This is a genomic window from Vibrio aquimaris (assembly GCF_009363415.1).
Classification (GTDB): Bacteria; Pseudomonadota; Gammaproteobacteria; order Enterobacterales; family Vibrionaceae; genus Vibrio; species Vibrio aquimaris.
The window spans coordinates 941626-960682 of record NZ_CP045351.1; the positions used below are offsets into that span (position 1 = coordinate 941626).

General features: G+C 41.3%; 15 protein-coding genes and 1 pseudogene. 6 read left to right on the forward strand and 10 right to left on the reverse strand.

Features of this window, described 5'->3' with window-relative positions:
• The first annotated feature begins 154 nt into the window (after window positions 1-154).
• The gene (locus FIV01_RS18620; protein ID WP_152432451.1) at window positions 155-805 is read left to right on the forward strand and encodes a tail fiber domain-containing protein; all 651 of its coding nucleotides are present in this window, start codon (window positions 155-157) and stop codon (window positions 803-805) included.
• A 41-nt stretch (window positions 806-846) separates the two neighbouring features.
• Here FIV01_RS18620 and FIV01_RS18625 read toward each other — a convergent pair whose 3' ends face one another.
• Both FIV01_RS18625 and FIV01_RS18630 read right to left on the reverse strand, forming a co-directional pair.
• On the reverse strand, window positions 847-3957 hold the full coding sequence (locus FIV01_RS18625) for an HD domain-containing phosphohydrolase (protein ID WP_152432452.1): 3111 nt from the start codon (window positions 3955-3957) through the stop codon (window positions 847-849).
• A 338-nt stretch (window positions 3958-4295) separates the two neighbouring features.
• Window positions 4296-5600: a dicarboxylate/amino acid:cation symporter gene (locus FIV01_RS18630; RefSeq protein WP_152432453.1), complete on the reverse strand. Its 1305-nt coding sequence runs from the start codon at window positions 5598-5600 to the stop codon at window positions 4296-4298.
• A 670-nt stretch (window positions 5601-6270) separates the two neighbouring features.
• Here FIV01_RS18630 and FIV01_RS18635 point away from each other — a divergent pair.
• The gene (locus tag FIV01_RS18635; protein WP_152432454.1) at window positions 6271-6738 is read left to right on the forward strand and encodes a YaiI/YqxD family protein; all 468 of its coding nucleotides are present in this window, start codon (window positions 6271-6273) and stop codon (window positions 6736-6738) included.
• Between the two features lie 134 nt (window positions 6739-6872).
• Here FIV01_RS18635 and FIV01_RS18640 read toward each other — a convergent pair whose 3' ends face one another.
• Window positions 6873-7433 (reverse strand): OspG family effector kinase, encoded by a 561-nt coding sequence (locus FIV01_RS18640; protein ID WP_152432455.1) that lies wholly within the window; start codon window positions 7431-7433, stop codon window positions 6873-6875.
• A 227-nt stretch (window positions 7434-7660) separates the two neighbouring features.
• Window positions 7661-8206 (reverse strand): GNAT family N-acetyltransferase, encoded by a 546-nt coding sequence (locus FIV01_RS18645; protein ID WP_152432456.1) that lies wholly within the window; start codon window positions 8204-8206, stop codon window positions 7661-7663.
• 241 nt (window positions 8207-8447) lie between these two features.
• Here FIV01_RS18645 and FIV01_RS18650 point away from each other — a divergent pair, with 241 nt between their 5' ends.
• The gene (locus tag FIV01_RS18650; RefSeq protein ID WP_152432457.1) at window positions 8448-8699 is read left to right on the forward strand and encodes a hypothetical protein; all 252 of its coding nucleotides are present in this window, start codon (window positions 8448-8450) and stop codon (window positions 8697-8699) included.
• Window positions 8700-9141: 442 nt separating this feature from the next.
• On the opposite strand, the gene FIV01_RS18655 is transcribed toward FIV01_RS18650, so the two are convergent.
• From FIV01_RS18655 to FIV01_RS18665, 3 genes are read right to left on the reverse strand one after another with little or no spacing between them, the layout of a single operon-like run.
• Complete coding sequence (locus FIV01_RS18655; protein WP_152432458.1) at window positions 9142-9588, reverse strand: copper chaperone PCu(A)C; 447 nt, start codon at window positions 9586-9588, stop codon at window positions 9142-9144.
• Window positions 9588-10187 carry an SCO family protein gene (locus FIV01_RS18660; RefSeq protein ID WP_152432459.1) on the reverse strand — a complete coding sequence of 200 codons (600 nt, stop codon included), beginning with the start codon at window positions 10185-10187 and terminating at the stop codon, window positions 9588-9590. The genes FIV01_RS18655 and FIV01_RS18660 overlap by 1 nt, the downstream gene beginning before the upstream one ends.
• Entirely contained in the window at window positions 10184-10612 is a 429-nt protein-coding gene (locus FIV01_RS18665) for a hypothetical protein (RefSeq protein ID WP_152432460.1), read from the reverse strand. Before FIV01_RS18665 ends, FIV01_RS18660 begins: the two co-directional genes overlap by 4 nt.
• 421 nt (window positions 10613-11033) lie before the next feature.
• Here FIV01_RS18665 and FIV01_RS18670 point away from each other — a divergent pair.
• Window positions 11034-11899 (forward strand): annotated as a pseudogene (locus FIV01_RS18670) (HD-GYP domain-containing protein).
• Window positions 11900-11918: 19 nt separating this feature from the next.
• Here the strand turns inward: FIV01_RS18670 and FIV01_RS18675 are convergent.
• Window positions 11919-12569: a DUF2057 family protein gene (locus FIV01_RS18675; RefSeq protein WP_152432461.1), complete on the reverse strand. Its 651-nt coding sequence runs from the start codon at window positions 12567-12569 to the stop codon at window positions 11919-11921.
• Window positions 12570-12967: 398 nt separating this feature from the next.
• Between FIV01_RS18675 and FIV01_RS18680 the strand changes: the two genes are divergently transcribed.
• The gene (locus tag FIV01_RS18680; protein WP_152432462.1) at window positions 12968-15505 is read left to right on the forward strand and encodes a glycosyl hydrolase family 18 protein; all 2538 of its coding nucleotides are present in this window, start codon (window positions 12968-12970) and stop codon (window positions 15503-15505) included.
• Window positions 15506-15555: 50 nt separating this feature from the next.
• On the opposite strand, the gene FIV01_RS18685 is transcribed toward FIV01_RS18680, so the two are convergent.
• A complete protein-coding gene (locus FIV01_RS18685; RefSeq protein WP_152432463.1) occupies window positions 15556-15759 on the reverse strand; it encodes a hypothetical protein in 204 nt (67 codons plus the stop codon).
• 517 nt (window positions 15760-16276) lie between these two features.
• Between FIV01_RS18685 and ribA the strand changes: the two genes are divergently transcribed.
• Window positions 16277-16873 (forward strand): GTP cyclohydrolase II, encoded by a 597-nt coding sequence (gene ribA / locus FIV01_RS18690; protein WP_152432464.1) that lies wholly within the window; start codon window positions 16277-16279, stop codon window positions 16871-16873.
• A 68-nt stretch (window positions 16874-16941) separates the two neighbouring features.
• Here the strand turns inward: ribA and FIV01_RS18695 are convergent, their stop codons facing one another.
• Window positions 16942-19056, reverse strand: coding sequence for a type I secretion system permease/ATPase (locus FIV01_RS18695; RefSeq protein ID WP_152432465.1), 2115 nt, complete (start codon window positions 19054-19056; stop codon window positions 16942-16944).
• Between the last annotated feature and the right edge of the window lies 1 nt (window position 19057).

Sequence of the window (19057 nt, forward strand, 5' to 3'; positions counted from 1 at the left end):
TACCAAGCTCTTGGCTTGTTTTGTTTAATTTATTTTAGAGCATAAAATCTGTTTAATGTTTGAGCCAAAGCAGAAGTTTTATATACTAATCTTGTTTCATAATTATTACTAAAAGATACTCTGGCCAATTTTTACACAAAAAGAGTGACATAAAATGAAGCAAAGTGGTGTTTTTCTGTCCTTAAGTCTGGCTTTTTTCCCTATAATGAGCACGGCACAAGAATTTAGTATCTTTTGTTATGATCAACAAGAAGATGAGTGGGAATGGTCGGAGAATAAACAGGTATTTGACTGGCCAGTGATGACCCAAGAGCAACCTTGGGAAAACAGCTATTTCAAATTTGTACCCATTTCAGAGAGTACTTACAAATCTCTTGATGGTTTTTGCCCTCAAGGTAGTGTGGCTCAGCCTGCTGAAGGACACTTTTCTACATGGAAAGTTTTTTATGTTACTGATGCTCAGCGCTCATATTTTGCACCGGGAAAGCGTTCCTACCATAACCTGATTGACCATGTTTTTCTTCGCTTTAGCGATGTCCTTTTAAAAGAAGACATTGAGAGAATTTCCCATACTCTAGAATCAGTTAAGGCTATCAATGGTTATCGCTATAGTTACATTGAGGGAGGGAAAAGGGAAATGGGTTTTATTGCTCAAGAAGTGCAGCATGTATATCCTGAACTAGTGAGCGAACATTCAGAGTCCGGCTATTTGCAAGTTGATTATAAAGGAATGATTGCGGTGCTATTGGAGTCAATAAAACAGATGGACGAAAGGCTGACAAATATAGAAAATAAGCAACCTTAGTTATATTATATGCACTTGGATTCTTATTTAGTTTATTGGCTTTATATATCATGTTCCACATCAATTTGATCCGGACTTAAGAATTGCTTGGCGTAAGAAATATGCAATCCACTATTGAGAAATAGAGTGAAAAGATCACCATCAATGTGTTTGTTCACGACCATGTCTTCCATGATGGCAATGGCCTTACTTAGTTTGAATGCTTTTTTGTAGGGACGATCGGCAGCTGTTAAGGCTTCAAATATGTCGGCAATAGCAAGAATTCGTTCTTTTACCGAGAGTTCACGCTCATCCAGCTGGCGGGGATAGCCTTTTCCTGCCAGTGTTTCATGATGTGTTGTTGCAAGTCTGGGTACTTGTTTTAGGTCATCAGGGAAAGGCAGACTTTCTAGCATTTTAATTCCGCTTACCATATGTTCATTGATTCGGTAGCGATCTTCTTTGGTTAACGTTCCTCTTGGAATTGATAAATTATAGATTTCGCCATGATCACTTAAATATTCAGGCGCCTGCATAGTGATTCCGTGGTCGTAACAAGGGGGGTGGAAGCGCGGTATTTTGTGCTCTGGTAAATCTTTGAGCAGTGTTTGGGTGATTGAGGATTCAGATAAGCGGTCTTTCTCGACAGGAGAGAGGCCGATAGTATCATCAAACTTACGACACCAAGTTTGGGCACCGATTGTTTTGAGTTTGGTGATATCGTCATCAGAAACAGGGCAATCACCCGTATTCAATGATGCGACAAAAATAAACTCCTCTTGAAGCCTTGCTTGTTGTTCCTTAACCCATGATAGAACTTGGTTTTCATCTTCACCATTATCTCTTTTCATATAGCCCTTAATGGTAATATCTCGCCACAAAACCTCAAAGCGCATACGTATTTCATGTAAACGGTTGTAGTTGGCCTCAAGTTTTGTGCCTTTATCGACAATATATTCTGGTACGGTTATCTTACCGCAATCATGCAGCCATGCCGCCATTTGAAACTCTCGTTTTTCGCGCTCATTGTTAAAACGAAAATCGCTAAAGGGTGGCTCTGTTGAGGCTTCTGCGGCTTCAGCCAGCATCATCGCAATGATAGGAACTCGGTTACAATGGCCTGCGGTGTAGGGAGACTTATCATCAATAGCTCTTGCGATAAGCTGAACAATGGAGTCAAGTAAGGCTTCTTGTTGTTTTTCATGGGCTTGTAATTGATTAGCCATTTCTTCGACAGAGGTTGAAAGTTGAGATATTTCTCGTATTCGGCTTTTAACAGGTTGCAGTTCATTGTAGTTACGCGCTTGAATTTTTCGAGTTTCTTTTCTAAGTGAGCGAATTGCTTGAATAATTGGGGTACCAGATAGCCATGCGAGCCATAGCATAGGCAGCATGATTAATGCAGATATTACCGTGGCGTATAAAACCTGACGTACAACTTGGTTATGAAGGATGGAGACGGGTAAGGTGATAGCCAAGAACTCACTTGGAGAAGAAGAGCCGACAGGCTGCAAATAGATATAGCTGTCACCTGATTTTGTTGTTGCGTTGACTAATTTACCTTGCTGCGAAGGTGAGGCCATCATGTCGTAAAATGCAGCATGAGGTATGACTCTATGCTTTGTTGCCGCCGAGTCACCAAACCATTTGGCTAGAAGGAAATCCTTTTGGGTGTCATTAATTTTTTCTATTGCTCGATTTATTATCGGCAGTAAGGCTGTGTAGCGCTGGTTGAGCGCGATATGAAATTTAGTCTCAAACTCACGATTAAATGGAGCTATGTCTTCAATGACGGTGACACCATCGGTAAAGTACTGATGAACAGCGTGTTGAAGAATGGCGCTACTGTCGATGAATCCACTAATTTTACCCGCCTTGAGTAGCGTTAGTCCTTCGAATGAGTCACTGACTTCTATGACATCAATGTTGGGATAGGCCTTCTTTAGTTTGGGTATAATAGACCATCCCGATAAGATGGCAACGCTCTCACCATTGAATTCAGCAAGGTCTCGTACCCCAGAAAGTGACGTTGGAACCAAAACTCCAAAAGGTAAAGAGAATATGGGGTCACTAAATGCGCCTCGGGCATAGCCGTCTTTATGGTATTGAAGAGAGTGTAAGGCATCGAGCTTTTCGTCGTTGAATTGTTTGACTAGTTCACTCCAATCGAGCCCGTTACTAAATGCCCATTGTATACCTGTCATCTGGCCTATCATTTTGACCATATCAATGGCATAGCCTCTTGGCTCTCCGAGCACGCTATAGTCAATGGGCGCCCAATTTCTTTGATTGGAAACACGTAAAGGACCTAAACGTTCAATTAGAGCCTTTTCTTGTTCAGTCATTGATAAAAGAGGCAAAGTAGGTAAAGGTTTCTCTTGAGGAGTCGGGTGAGTATCGGCGAGAAGTTCACCTGTCTGACGAAAAACATAGGCTTCGCTTAGCTGCTCTTCAAATGTTTGGTTAAGTATGGTTGCAAGAGTTGAGAGTAATACATCGATTCCTATTACCGCTGTGCCTGAGGCATTTTGAGTGGCGTAAGTTTGCCCAGACACCGACACTTGGCTAAAAATGTAGGGCTCGGTCTTAATGACTTTGTCCGCTTGGGCATGAGCTTTTCTATACCAAGGCCTCAGTGAAGGGAAATAGCCACTTAACGTTTCTTCGGTTTTGCGTACCTTAAGGTCCTGACTGACGAAAGAAACCGTTTTCTTTCGTTGCCCGCCTTCTGTTTGTTTAACATTAACCATTACCCATCTGTCGTCAGGTTGTGCATCCATACTTTTTCGTAATGTCTGTTCGACATCAAGATTGATGATTTGGTAAAAGTCATCATTTTTTGTACCAAAAAAGACACTATAAAGTTCAGGGGTTGCCTCTAGTGTTGCAAGAAAAGCAGGTAACCACTGCTGATTCTTGTCGAGCGGATTTATAACTTGTGCAAGTGTGAACGCAATGTTTCGCATACGGCTGTCAGTTTCTTTCATGGTGTCACTGACATTCTCGGCAACGGTGGAAGATTCTTCGAGTTGATGCTCTTCTAACGTTTGATAGATAAAGTGGTAATGAATGGACAGTGCTAGTGTTGCGGTAAGAGTGGTGACCAGCAATAGTAGAGATCCAATGGTTACGCGGATCGAAAAGGTTTGCTTCTTGGTTTTAGGCTGAGTCATGAATGTGTTCCAAATCTGATAATGTCTTACCGCAAATAAATACGGACTAAAAGCGTGTCAGTTAACTGGAAAAAACGTATCGTAAGCCACCAGAAAAAGTATCGATCCGCTTGAAATTACTCTTTGATTACCAATTCTACGAGGTGATGTTAGTCACTCAATCAGTGTTGCTAACCTCATAAAATTAAAGACATGTTTGGGGTTATTTGCAAAGTATGTGTTGCTTGGTTTTGGATTTTGTGATCAAAAAAGCCCCGAAACATGTGTTTCGGGGCTTGATACTTTATTTAGGAAACCTATGACCTTATTTAATGTTAATGGTCATGAGGATGACTTTTCTATGCTTTTGAATGCTTTAGACTCACTTGCTCTTCTTTTTCACCTGCTAGTGGGTTGTTAAAGCGCTCTTCATCGAGTGCGCCTTCCGACTTAGCAACGATGACGGTAACTGCGTTATCACCTGTGATATTAACGGCAGTTCTGATCATATCAAGTAATCTATCAACACCCATAATTAACGCTATACCCTCTAAAGGCAGGCCAACTTGGTTAAGTACCATAGCAAGCATAACTAGGCCGACTCCAGGTACACCCGCGGTACCAATAGAAGCGAGAGTAGCGGTTAGAATAACCATTAGGTAATCACCCATGGTGAGGTCAATATTAAACGCTTGAGCAATAAATGCTGTCGCTACACCCTGCATGATTGCCGTACCGTCCATGTTCACTGTCGCTCCAAGAGGGATAGTGAAAGAGGAAATGCGGTTATCCACGCCCATACGATTTTTCGCTGTTTCCATTGACACAGGGATGGTTGCATTTGAAGAAGCAGTAGAAAAGGCAAACATAATCGCATCTTCCATTTTCTTCAAGAAGGTCATAGGGCTTAGGCCAGTAAAGCCTTTTAGCATCAAGCTGTAGGTAACTAGGCCATGAAGAACTAGGGTGCCGGCAAGAACCAAGAAATATTCAGCAAGGTTTGTTATGGCGCTTAACCCCAAACCAGTAAACAGTTTAGCCATTAGGAAGAAGACACCGTATGGAGCAAGATTCATCAGTAATGCGACAAGCTTCATTATGACTTCGTTTAAATCTGCAAATACAGATGCGATTCTTTCACCAGGTTTTCCTGCGGCACTTATTGCAATACCAAACAGTACTGCAAATACGATCACCTGCAGAGTTTTACCTTCAGCCATAGAGCTAATAGGGTTAGTCGGGAACATGTTGATAATCACTTGTCCCAAAGAAGGTGCTTCGGCTGATTTAAACGAGCTGGCAGCAGTGAGATCAGCTCCAGCTCCTGGCTGGAAAACACTTCCCATAACAAGAGCAAAAGTGATAGCAATAGTTGTCGTCGCAATATAAAAAGCGAGCGTTTTACCACCCATTCGGCCCAAGGTCGAAAGATCTTTAAGTGAGCTTGTACCACAGACTAGTGAAACAAAGACTAGCGGTACAACAAGCATTTTTAAGCTGGCGACAAAAATTTGTCCACCAACGTCAAACAATCCATTGACTATGTATGTGTCGACAAATCCGTTGTCGGCGAAAAGGCTGCGAATGGCAAATCCTGTCAAGATACCCGCTACCATGCCTAAGATAACACGGCTGGTGAGCGACATAGGTTTCTTGGTATTCATCGTGAACACTCCTTATAGTTATTCACCTTGAGTTCACTTCAAGGTGTTCAGGAGGGTATCAGGCGAAGAGAAAAATACGAACGTAAAATGTATTGTTAGATATATAGATGTGATCCATGTCACTAAAAAATACCTTCAATTAACCTTTGGGCAACATTTTTTGCTGATTTTATTGCTAAATTTAATCTTTAATTTACATAAAAAGGCGTTTTAGCTCAAAATAACGACATTATCTTCATATTATTCACTTTGTGTATATTTTTTCTTTAAATGACTTTTATTGAATAATAATTCATGAATGTTTAATTTTAATACAGGAGGTATGTAGAATTAGCTTAATGAATTGTTACCGTAAGTATGACTCTGGATCCCAGTTTCGAATGTGGATCACTCTTTCTATTGATTTAAATGTCAATTTTGTTGAGCTCTGTCAGCTAATAACTTTTTGTCTTAGATTAACACGTCTGTATATTACCATGGTAATAAGTGCATAGTTAGTGGATAGTGAATTACGATTTTTCGTTTAAACAGCGAACTTGGCGTTTTGTTACCTCAAATTCATTCATCGTGTTTATGGATTGCTTTATACCTCTATTAATAGAGGTAGCCCTACCAAGAACATGACTTTTGCGGTTTAATGAGGGTATCATAGTATTGGGAAGAATAAGTAATGAAAATATGGGTAGATGCTGACGCGTGTCCAGTTGTGATTCGTGATGTATTATTTCGCGCATCTGAGCGAACAGGCGTTGAAGTGACTTTGGTGGCAAACCAGTTTATTCGCACTCCAGCATCACCAAAAGTGATCATGCTGCAAGTTCAGTCTGGCTTTGATGTAGCAGATAATGAAATAGTGAAGCGCTGCGAGAAAGATGATTTAGTGATCACCAGTGATATTCCTTTAGCCGATGAAATTATAACCAAAGGTGGTCACGCATTGAGTTCTCGTGGTGAGCTATTTACCAAAGAAAATATAAAGTCCCGGCTCAATATTCGCGATTTTATGGAAACCATGCGTAGTAGCGGTGTACAAACAGGTGGACCAGCTCCTTTAAGTCAAGCTGATAGGCAGCAATTCGCCAATCATTTGGATAAATGGTTAGTACAAAGACAAAGAAATTTAAAATCGCATAAATAAGGCACTGACTTTCCGCTATACACACTATTAATATCTTTAGTGGCGAGCTCTTTGTAGCTCGCGGATATTTAATCTTCAAAGGTTTACTTTTGTGTTGAGTAGAAGGTGAAACCTACACCGACATCACACAGATGTTAGGCACCCAATTTTCTCATTATTTGTCTAAATCTTTTTTCGTTGTCTATGTCCATCACTGCTCTGCCATAAGATGAACTCTCATAGTACGAATCATAGGCATTAGATAAATCAATTGGCCAAAACCTGTTTGAATCTTTATCGAACATAATGTTACCAGAATGCAGATCTCCATGAATCATACCTACATCATTTAGATCAGATATCATTTGGAAAAACAACTCACGCGCATTATCTGGTAATTCAGATGGATCGCACTTATCTAAAGATACCCCTGGCACTTCTAACATGCGTAAATAAAGCCCATCCGCTTCTTCTATCACTTCAGCGCTTCCTTCTCCATAGATACGAGTGAATAGGCTACATTCTTTTTGCGCGATCTCGTTGGCAAATCGGTTAAAGCTTTTTAACACAAACCCTTCATGAGAGAGATCTCTTCTAACCTCTCCGCATAAACCACTGCCTAGCATCGCTCCCTTTGTTGTTTGGGGCATAGTTAAAGATAAGCCGAGCTTTTTAGGACGCTTTTTATTGGATACAGAGCGTACCTTGTTTGCCAAACTAAGCTCATCAGTTTGTTCTCTATTGCCCCCTATCTTGCTGATTGATGATATTGCTGACTGTGTTTAGATACATGTTTCCACTCAAAATATTCAATTAATGCCATATATTATTGATGTGGCATATATTAATTCAAGTTTTAATCATGATAATAAGTGTAAAACTTTGTATTGGAGTTTGAATAAGGTCATCAATTAGTTACGTTAGAAGACTTTAAAGAGGTGAGTTAAGCATGATTTTTAGTACAGAGTGTCATCAGAGTTTCTGAGACGTTCTTTCCTTCTATACGGTAGCAATCGGTCATTTCACCTATGATTTTGAACCCAGACTTTAAATACAGATTTTTCGCAGGAAGATTATCAGAAAGAACATTAAGATCTAACCAATCGATAGCTGGATTCTGACTACAAAACTGAGTGACGCACTCAATGAGTTTTATACCTAAACCTTGTTTTCGTATACGAGAGTCAACACCCATACCCAAAAGAACGCGATGAAATTTATATGCATCCTTGTGATGGCGCAAGTCAATATGACCAACAACCTTCTCGTTAGAGTCTTTGATAACCCATAGTTTTCTCCAGCCGTGTTGTCCTACACTGTACTTAAAACTATCTTGAAACTTAGCTTTAAACTCATCAGAAATATGGCAACTTTCTTTAGATATTGGTTGAAAAAGTGGGGAGTCATCATCAGCATTTTCAAGAAGCTGCGCCCCTATATATTCAAAGAAGGATTCGAGATCTGACAAGCTAGCCTCAACTATTTCCATGTATTTTATTTCCTCGAGAATTATCTTGTATTTGGTGAAAATCTATTTGACCATTCTTCAATAACTTATTGCGGTATAAATACTTATACCGATTTGACATGAAAATAACAAGTGGTGAAGTTAATATTTAAGTTGGCTTGTAGGCCGTTAGTAAGAGGAGTAAACTTGTTCTTTTGGATGTAACCAAAAACTTTGATTCTTATACTAAAAAATTTCGATTTAGTTTTAATGGAGATGGATAATGCACGAGAGTTGGGCGAACTTTTTTCCGTACTTTGCTGGAGCTTTTAAGCTTATCATATTAGGGATTGGAGCCTTTTTAGCGATTAAGTGGCATTTTGATGAAGAGAGAAGGGTAAGGCAAGCAGAAGGTATGGTTTTTGATAATAACCCAAGTTTGATGAAAAAGTTGGTCATGAAATTGAGTATCCCCTTTTTTCTTAGCCTTTTAATCCTTGTCGTTATTTATTTGACTGATAGGATTCTCTACTAGAAGAGTTTATTACTACTTTAAGTCATTATTAATTGCTAATAATTTACTTACACTACGAAATGGCTTAACTGATAAAATCGAAGTATTAAGCTCCCAGATATTTTCTCTACCTCTAAGCCTTGATTTCGTTTTGTTCTACAGTGGTCTTTCGATCCATCATTTTGCTGGGAAAGACATGCACGAATGACGCCGATGCTTTCTTTTCCGTCCCCCGAAATCGGCATGATCGCTTATTTTTCACCAATGTCGCTATGAGACCTGGTGTGGATTTCCGACCCACTTACTAAAACCTCGCCTTTGCCCTGAGTTTGGAATCCTATTGATGCACACGCTGTTTATCTCTGGGATAGGGGCAACGTTTACTATCGTGCTTATTAATCTATTGTCATTGAAAAAGAAATAGATCACCCAACTGGGTGATCTATTTTAAGTGGCAAACTAATTAGTGCTGATGCTTCATGCCGCTCATCACCTTTTTGATAGGTGCAGAGACGACTTTCTTGTCGCCGTTAGCAAAGGTGAGGGTAACATCAATATTTTCACCTTCAACTAGAGGTTTTTTCAGGTTGAACAACATAATGTGCAAGCTACCAGGCTTTAATTCGATCATGCTGTTCGCTGGGATGGTGAGCTTATCGACTTGACGCATCTTCATTATGTCGCCTTCATTTATTACGTCATGCAATTCTACTTTGCCAGCCGCTTCTGTTGTTGCTGAGACAATCACACGATCTTTATCGCTATGGTTCATGATTTCACTGAACACTGCGCTGGTTGCAGCATTAGGCGGAGTTGCGCGTGCATAGGTATGTGAAAACATAATGTCGTCGCAAGCATTAGCAAGTGGGCTAAGAGCGAGAGAAGCGAGAAGTAGGGCTTTAAACTTCATTACGAATTTCCTTGTGAAGTAAGTGTTTTCATTGCTTGGACCAGAGGTGCTGGTGTTAGCGTGTGCGGCACTTTAGTGATTAATTTGCCGTCTGGTTTTAGGAAATAAAAATAAGAGCTATGATCTAGGGTGTATTTGAGCTCTGAATTTTTTAACTGAGTTTTACGGAAAATGACACCGTATTTATGAGCTAAAGGCGTCGTGACATCAAGCGGTGCTGACAACCCCTCTATCATAGGATGAAAATATTGTGCATATTTGTATGAATCTGCTGCTGCATCTCGCTCGGGATCGAGGGAAATAAATACAGGTCTAAATTTCGATTTGGTTGAATCATCAATTTGGTTTAACGCACCTGCCAGCATGGCAAGCGATGTAGGGCAGACGTCCGGACAGCGCGTAAAACCAAAATACACGATACGAATTCTTGAGTCCTGTTGATCAAAAATAGAAACAGGCTTGTCATCTTTGCCAAACAGAATAACTTCTTTGCTTGAGGCAATGGGAGCCTCTTCGTCGGGCTTCGAATCTAGATAAGAGTTAACGCTAAATCCGAGTGCAAATGCTGCGACTAAGATTAACGACCATTTTTTACTCATTGTTCCATCCTAATTGATGTGCTTATACTTTGCTGACCATCGGTGATCTCGCCAACCCAAGTCATAGTGGTACTGGTGCAGACTGGGAGTGTCACTGATCCGCTATATTGATGAGCACCGCTTTTGTTGAGTTTAAACATCAGGGTCCCCATCTCCATTTCATAGCCCTGCAATACTACAAGCAGACTTTGTTCCTCAGTACTTGGCCAATCAACGATGAGTTTGGTTGGGACTAAAGGTTGGCTAATATCGCGATCAGCTTCTACACGAATATTACCAAGTTCACAAGCTTGAGTCGTCAGAGGGCAATATTCTGACAAAGGTTTGACTTGCGAGCGTGTGCTCACCCAGCGATAGAGATCATTTGCAAAGAATCCTACACCAAGGGTACAGACCACCAAAAAGAGTTTGAGTATCGAAGACACAGGACATTCTCAGTTTAAAGTAAGCGTTGATCTTATCACTAGACACAGATAAATGGCCAAGCCGAAAAAGAAATTTGTGCGGGCCGTCAATGAGTTATTTATTGATAAAGAACGACCCAATCTAAAAGCATGTAACAATGTAACAATGTGACTAAGTGCTTAAAAAGCCAAACCTTAAATGTAGCACGCCATTCTCCCGGATATTCAATAACCATCACATTTATATGAGTGCTGATTATTTATGTGTAGTCTTGCATAAAAGGTTTGGTTTAGCCTGTTTAAGCCAGATAAAGTTGAGTGATAAGAGATGGATGTACTGCTTGATAATGTCAGTATAGACTTGCGTAACTTGCGTAACTTGCGTAACTTGCGTAACTTGCGTAACTTGCGTAACTTGCGTAACTTGCGTAACTTGCGTAACTTGCGTAACTTGCGTAACTTGCGTAACTTGCGTAACTTGCTGTTTGAGATTGATATTGCCCTTGATGCTGTTGGGGTTGATGATATCCAACATGACTATCGTGTTGCGCATATGGCCTACCAATGTGCTAAGAAAATGGGCTGGGAAGAGGAGTTTTCTCAAGTTTCTTTTGCGCTTGGGTTGCTTCATGATTGCGGTGTATCTCAGCGCTAAAGAGCGCGCATCATTATTCGCAGCAATGCAGCCCGAGAATGTTCAAGCCCACTGCGATAAAGGCTACCAACTGTTAAGTGTTTGTCCACCTCTTTCAGGGCTTGCTTTGCCCTTGTTGTATCACCATACCGAGTGGCGAACGCTGGCTCAAGAAACTCGGCATTCGCCAAATGACAAAAAACTCGCCAGTTTGATTTTCATATGTGATAGGGTGGATTTTCTCTATCTCGGAAGCACTCTTGACCAATTTGGTAATCTTACAAAAAACGATAAGAACCTAATCATTGATGAACTCGCTGAACATTCAGGTTCCTTATTTGAGCCTAGTCTAGTGACTTGTATGTCAGAGCTTATAAACAGTGATGATTTTTGGTTTTCTATGTGAGAGGCTTGATGGTAGCGGATATCCTCTCGGAAAGACGGCGAAAGATATTGATTTACCCAGCAGAATAATTGCTGTTGCGGATGTTTTTCAAGCTTTGACTCAGTCTCGGCCGTATCGTGATGGTTTAAAAATGAGTGAAGCTATGCCAATAATACGCGCTTTGGTTGAAGCGGGTAAATTAGACAAAGCAGTGTTTGAGTGTTTACGAGCACATGGACAGCATTGCTTTAAAATTTCAACTGATTATGTCGAAGAAGCCAGCGTTTAAACACGCTGGCAATTGCGTCTTACGAGCCGTTACTTAACAAGAACTGTTTAAAGCGAGATTGAGTTTCTGCATCGGCTTTGTTGTACCAAAAATGCAACATTTCTTCAGCTGTTGAATCAGTCTCTAGATTTTCACTTGCCACTTTGTTTGCTGACGATGGTATTGTAGAGGAAGTCGTGGTTCCAACTGCTGCCACGCCACCTCGACGGTTATAGTCGGCTAGCTCTAATTTGAAATTTCGACCAACCTGCATCCCATCTTTAATGAGTTTATCTTCTTTGATTGTTAAAGCTGCGCCACTTGCTGTGGTCAGCTGCCACTTAAGGTTTTTGATTTCCTTTTCACCTTCATAGCGATCTTTGTACTTAGGCAGATCAAAGTTTAGTTCGGCATCGCTGGTATTGAACTTAGCAATAATTGGATCGCTTTCTAGGATGATACGATCGCTACCTTGAGTGAAGTACGGCTGGTAACGAAATAGTATTTGGTTTTCTCCATCGGGCAGAGTGAGGCTTTTTGTTGAAGAGAAGAAACTGCCAGAAAGCTCTGGCTTACTATCGTTTACCACCAAGACATCGATAGTGTCTGGTACTGTAATAGTCACATCAGCCATAGCTAGATTACTTATCGTTAGAGCTGCCGCAGCCAGAAGTGTTGTTTTGATGTTCATGACTCGATCCACTTTGTTTGGAAAGCGTACACTTTGCCTAGTGCTACCCGATATTTCAATTAAAGGAATGTCAAAGTGATAAGATTTCACGGAAAGTTAACTTTCCTAGTTAATAATTGGATCACTAACTAGGGATAATCTTTATAAAGTTTCGGTCGAAATCTACTTTAATATGTAACACAGTAAATTTGCTTCGCGAATTTTTAAGCTTGACTCGAAAACAATGTTTATTTTTTTCTTTAAAAAAAAAGTCTCTTAAATACTCAAACTATGTCCATCGGAATGTGACAAGAGGTTGAGTTAGCTTATCACGCTCCCTTTTTTTGGTGTTTTTTCTGATAAGGGCAGGAATGAGATCCCCAGTTCAGGGAGATAGACAAGAAATAAGAGAGACAATTATGAATAGGATAACTTTGTATGCTGCGAGTATCGCTTTGGCATCATCGACCTCAGTAATGGCTTTACCTGCAACACCAACCATTGATGTATATGGATCAAACAACCTTCAATTTTCTAAGATTGAACTCGCGATGGATACCACCTCTGGATACAACCAGATGGTTAAGTATTTTGATGAAGCTAATATCACTATCAAGTTTAACCAATGGAGTGGCACAACAGGAGATGCATACAAGGTTTACTTTGATGGAGTTGAAGTCGCCAGCGGTAATATTTCAGGGAGCCAAACAACCGCTAATTTCAAGTATGCGCGAGGCGGGCGTTATCAGTTAACGGTCGAAGCCTGTGATTCATCGGGCTGCAGTGCTAGCTCTCCAGCACAAATTGTGGTGGCTGATACTGACGGTGCACACCTAGAACCTTTACCGATGAATGTGGATCCTAATAACAAAAACTATAATATCGATGCTAACACGGTTATGGGAGCATATTTTGTCGAATGGGGTATTTATGGGCGGGATTTTACCGTGGATAATATTCCTGCTCATAACCTCACCCATATCCTTTATGGTTTTATTCCCATCTGTGGTCCTAATGAATCGCTTAAATCAGTCGGTGGTAACAGTTATCAGGCACTCAAAACGGCCTGTACGGGAGTACCTGACTATGAGGTGGTTATTCATGATCCATGGGCGGCATACCAAAAGAGCTTTTCTCAAGCCGGACATACCTTTAATTCACCTATTAAAGGCAACTATGCCATGTTGATGGCACTCAAACAGCGTTATCCAGAGCTTAAAATTATTCCATCTATTGGAGGCTGGACCCTTTCCGATCCCTTTTATGATTTTACCAGTAAGACCAATAGAGATACGTTTATCGCTTCGGTTAAACGATTCTTAACCACGTGGAAATTCTATGATGGAGTTGATATTGATTGGGAGTTTCCTGGTGGCGGTGGCGCTGCGCCTGACTTGGGTGACCCCGTCAATGATGGCCCTGCTTATGTGGCTTTAATGCAAGAACTACGTGCTATGTTGGATCAACTCGAGCGAGATACCGGCCGAACATATGAGCTGACCTCTGCGATTGGTGTAGGCTATGACAAGATTGAAGATGTCAACTACGCCGATGCGGTTCAGTATATGGACTACATATTTGCGATGACTTATGACTTTTATGGTGGTTGGAATAATGTGCCCGGTCACCAGACAGCCCTCTATTGTGGTACTTTCATGCGTCCTGGTCAATGTGATGGCTCTGGTGTAGACGCAGATGGTGTGCCATACAAAGGTCCAGCTTATACGGGTGACAATGGTATTAAACTCATCCTTGATCAGGGGGTGCCAGCCAACAAATTAGTGCTGGGGACCGCCATGTATGGAAGAGGCTGGGAAGGGGTTAAGCCTGATACTTTAACCGACCCAAATGATCCTATGACAGGCACCGCAACAGGGAAGCTTAAAGGTTCGACACAGCAAGGGGTTTGGGAAGATGGTGTGATCGATTATAAAGGTATCAAAACCTATATGCTTGGGGCCAACAAACAAGGTGTTAATGGTTTTGAGTATGGTTATGATAGCCAAGCTGAAGCACCTTGGGTTTGGAACTCTAAAACAGGTCAGCTTATTACTTTTGATGATGATCGCTCTGTAAAAGCCAAAGGCGCTTATGTTAGAAGCCTAGGTTTAGCTGGTTTATTCTCATGGGAGATTGATGCTGATAATGGCGATATTCTTAACGCTATGCATGAAGGCTTAGCGGGTGGTCCACCGGTGAATAGAGCTCCTATTGCCAATGCAGGACCGGATCTCAATGTTGTCGGTCCAACAAAGGTTGTTATTGATGGCTCTGCATCAACGGATCCTGATGGGCGTATTGAAAGCTACCTATGGGAGCAGACAGCCGGAACGCCAGTAACCTTAATCGGAAATGATACGGCTAAGGCAAGCTTTGATGTTTCAGAAGTGACGCAAGTGGAAACTCTGGTGTTCAGGCTAGTAGTCCGTGATAACCAAGGAGCAACAGGGACAGATAGTCTGGTTGTCAAAGTGGAGCCCAAAGATACTGGGCCAGGCAATACACCGCCTATTGCTAAAGTATCTGCCCCCGCTAGAGTTAAAGCTGGAGACTTAGTGGTAGTTGATGCTTCGGGTTCAACCGATGCAGATAATGATCCTTTAACCTATCGTTGGGAAGTTCCCTCTCAATTGAAAGCTGATATTGATGGAGCGCGAGTCAGTTTCATCGCTGCTGAATACGATCTAGACACCTCACTATTGTTTACTGTCAATGTCAGCGATTCAAAAGCTAATTCGGTTGCATCAGCGACAGTCGTTGTAGCACAAAAAGGGACAGGTGGAGGTCAATGTGACAATCTCTGGGATGAAAATACCACCTATAATGGAGGCGACAAAGTGACTTGGGACCAAAGAGAGTGGCAAGCCAAATGGTGGACGCGAGGAGATAATCCTTCGCAATCTGGGCCATGGGGCGTGTGGGAAGAGTTAGGACCTGCCAACTGTTCTACGAATTAAGTCGATTGTTGTAGCGCATACGCTTGATTGTGTGCGCTACGCGGTATCATCTAATCTAAATAAACCTTTCTTTTTAATGCGATTGCCATGGTGATGTTGTCCTTGGCATACGCACTTTCATTGATGAAATGTGGACTTGTCATACCTCTGATTTCTCGGGCATAGAGTATGGAGACAAGCTTAGGGTCACCAGTTTGCAGCGCATCGTTCCAGCGTTGGAACAAATCTAATATTTCCGTTGTGATTACTTTCATTTTTGCCTTGTACCGCCATGATGTGGAACGTATTTTAATGATCAATGTCGTTCAAAAAGCATGGATGTGCTTTTGTTATTGATGGTTTATTAAGATACGTTTTTACTAACAACTTGTTATGTTATAACATAACTCCTATTCGTTTCAGGTCAGACGACTTAACGGCATTAAACCGTGTCCTCCATGCTTTTATGTCAGAACTGAACTTAAAGAGAGCTTAAGGATGTGATCACATATTTTATTCATGTGGTGGGTAGAGTAACCATTCGCAGCAGTTTAAACGTTAAGTTTAGTTGCTTAATTATGACCAATTAGAAAAATATATTACTTTTCAGCATTATATTGATTCAAAACAAAATAGTATAAACTATGTATGAAACAAATTTGATACAGGTTTGATATTTATCTAGTCTAATAGAGTAAATTGTAATTAATCATGTTATCACATCACTGTCGTTAATCTTTAATTCTTGGATGTGGAAGCTAGGTATAGTTAATAATTAAGGTGAGTATAGATATGTCAGATGTACGTACACGAGTAGACTTTAAAGTTGGGCTTAAAAGTAATATCGATGCGGAAATAGTATCTTTTCATGGTCTTAAGACAGAAAAAGAACATGTAGCCGTCATATTTAAACAAGCGGATAAAATGTCAGACGTGCCTTTGGTGCGCATGCATTCTGAATGTTTAACTGGCGATGTGTTCCATTCTTCGCGTTGTGATTGTGGAGAACAGCTTGAAGAAACGATAAATCGAATGGGGGAGTCTGGGGGCATTATCTTGTATCTGCGACAGGAAGGGCGTGGTATTGGTTTATACAACAAAATTGATGCGTATCGGCTTCAGAGTCAAGGTATGAACACCTATGAAGCAAATAATCATTTAGGATTTGATGATGATCTTCGTGATTTCACAGAAGCGGCACAAATGCTTAAAGCGTTAGGTGTTACCAAGGTGAGGCTAGTTACGAACAACCCTAAAAAAATTAACGAGCTTTCAGCTTATGGCATTGAAATTGTCGAAGTCGTCAATACTTCAGCACACATCAAAGACGGCAATGAACACTATTTAAAAGCCAAAGTTTCCCACGGCAACCACCTATTAACCGTATAAAAGAACAGCCCAATGTACTTGCGTGTATTGGGCTGATTGTTTCTATCCATATTCAGTATGTAAAACTATTAATTTACCGCGCGTATATTGCCTTGTCTCAAATTATTGAGAACCTCAGCTTTTGGGCCGTCGGTTATGATAGTGCCTTTTTCCATCACTATGATTCTATCGACTACATCCAACATGGACGTTTTATGAGTGATCAAAACCAGCGTTTCTGACGCTTTAAGCTGAGCAAGCTGCTGTTTAATATGCATTTCAGAGCGATTATCCATGGCACTGGTTGGCTCATCCATTAGAAGGACTGGTGGCCTATGTAAGAATGCTCTTGCAATCGCAACCGCTTGTCGTTGCCCTCCAGAAAGCAGCAGCCCGCCTTCACCGACTTGGCGTTCAAGACCTGCCGGATCTTGCTGAGTAAAAACGGTCACTCCAGCGCGATTGGCGGCGTCCATGACATCTCGGTCATCGGCGAGCGGGCGACCAAGGGTGATATTGTCACGTATCGAACCATAAAACAGCTGACTATCTTGGGGAACGCACCCAATGTTGCGTCTGATGTCAATGTGGTGAAGTTGTTGTATATCTGTTTCGTCAATACGGACATGGCCTTCTGTTGGCTGATAAAGTCCTAGGATTAGCCGCTCAAGCGTGGTTTTTCCTGAACCTATTCGGCCTATAATAGCGACTTTCTCACCTGGGGTTATGGTGAGATTGAGATCGCGAATTGAAGCGACAGGAGAGTCTGGATAGTGGAAAGTGACCTTATCCAACTCGATTTTACCTTTCACTATTGGCCTATGAATATAGCGTTTTCCCTCTTCTTGTTCATCGGGCATGGCCATTATTTGCTCTATGATAGACAATGAAGACTTAGCTTGATTATATCGAGTGGAAAGGAGTGATAGCTGAACCATAGGACCTATAGCTCTGTTACTGAGCATAGTAGCAGCAATAAGGCCGCCCATAGTAAGTTCGCCATCGGCGATCAAATACACCCCAAGAATGATCATGCCTACGTTTGAGGCTTGTTGAACAAAGCCCGCCGTGTTGTGAATACCGTCTGTTATTCGCCTGCTTTTAATACTCCAGTTCGACATGTGGGCAACAGCTTCTTCCCATTTGAACTGAAATTGACTTTGAGCCCCAAACAGTTTGAGCGTCTCTAATCCAGATAAACTTTCGATGAGGTTGGCATACTTTTGTGATGCCAAACGAGACCCTTCTTCAATCGATTGCTTGAGTGGCCCTTGTATGATGGCGGAATAGATGATGAGGATCACAACGCCTAAGATAGGAATCCAGACTAGGTTTCCTGCCATCAGCCATATTAATAACAAAAACAACAGTGCAAAAGGAAGGTCGATAAGAGAGCTAATCGTTGCTGAGGTAAAAAATTCTCGAATTGATTCAAACTCCTGCAAGTGTCTTGCGAAAGCGCCGACTGAAGGAGGTTTGGCTTCCATTCGAATCCCAAGAACTTTACTGAAGAGTTTTGACGATATGAGTACGTCAGATTTCTTTCCTGCCACATCGATAAAATAGCTGCGAAGGATTTTCAGTGTGAGTTCAAAAAGAAAAATGACAAAGATACCACTAGCCAAAACCCATAGTGTTTCAAAGGCTAAATTGGGGACAACCTTGTCATAGACCAAACGTGTAAACATAGGAGCGGCTATTGCAAATAAATTTATCATTATCGAAGCGATAAAAACGTCTCGATAGATATTTTTTGACTGCCACAATGTTGACCAGAACCAGTGACCTTGACGAGTTTTTAAAATTTCTGGTGAGCGTTCATCATAACGAAACTGCTTTTTCACCAGAAAATAGCGGCCAATATATAGCTCATTAAGATCCTCAATCGATATCGAAATGGGCACCAGTCCTGATTCGCCAGTGACCACCTCAGCCTCTTGCTTTTCTGGGTTAATCGTATTGAGTACACAAGCATCCCCACCTTTGAGAAGCAATACAACTGGGAGCACTAGCTCTGATATTTCGGTTAATTGTGAGCGATTTTCTTTAGCGACTAGCCCAGCGCGTTCAGCTGCACGAGGGAATAGAAACGGGGTTAATTTTCCAGACGATAATGGCAAGCCGTTGATCAGAGCTTCTGGTGAATTCGCTAACCCAAAGTAGCGGCTAATGTATATGAGTGAATTGAGTAAAGGATCTTGCATT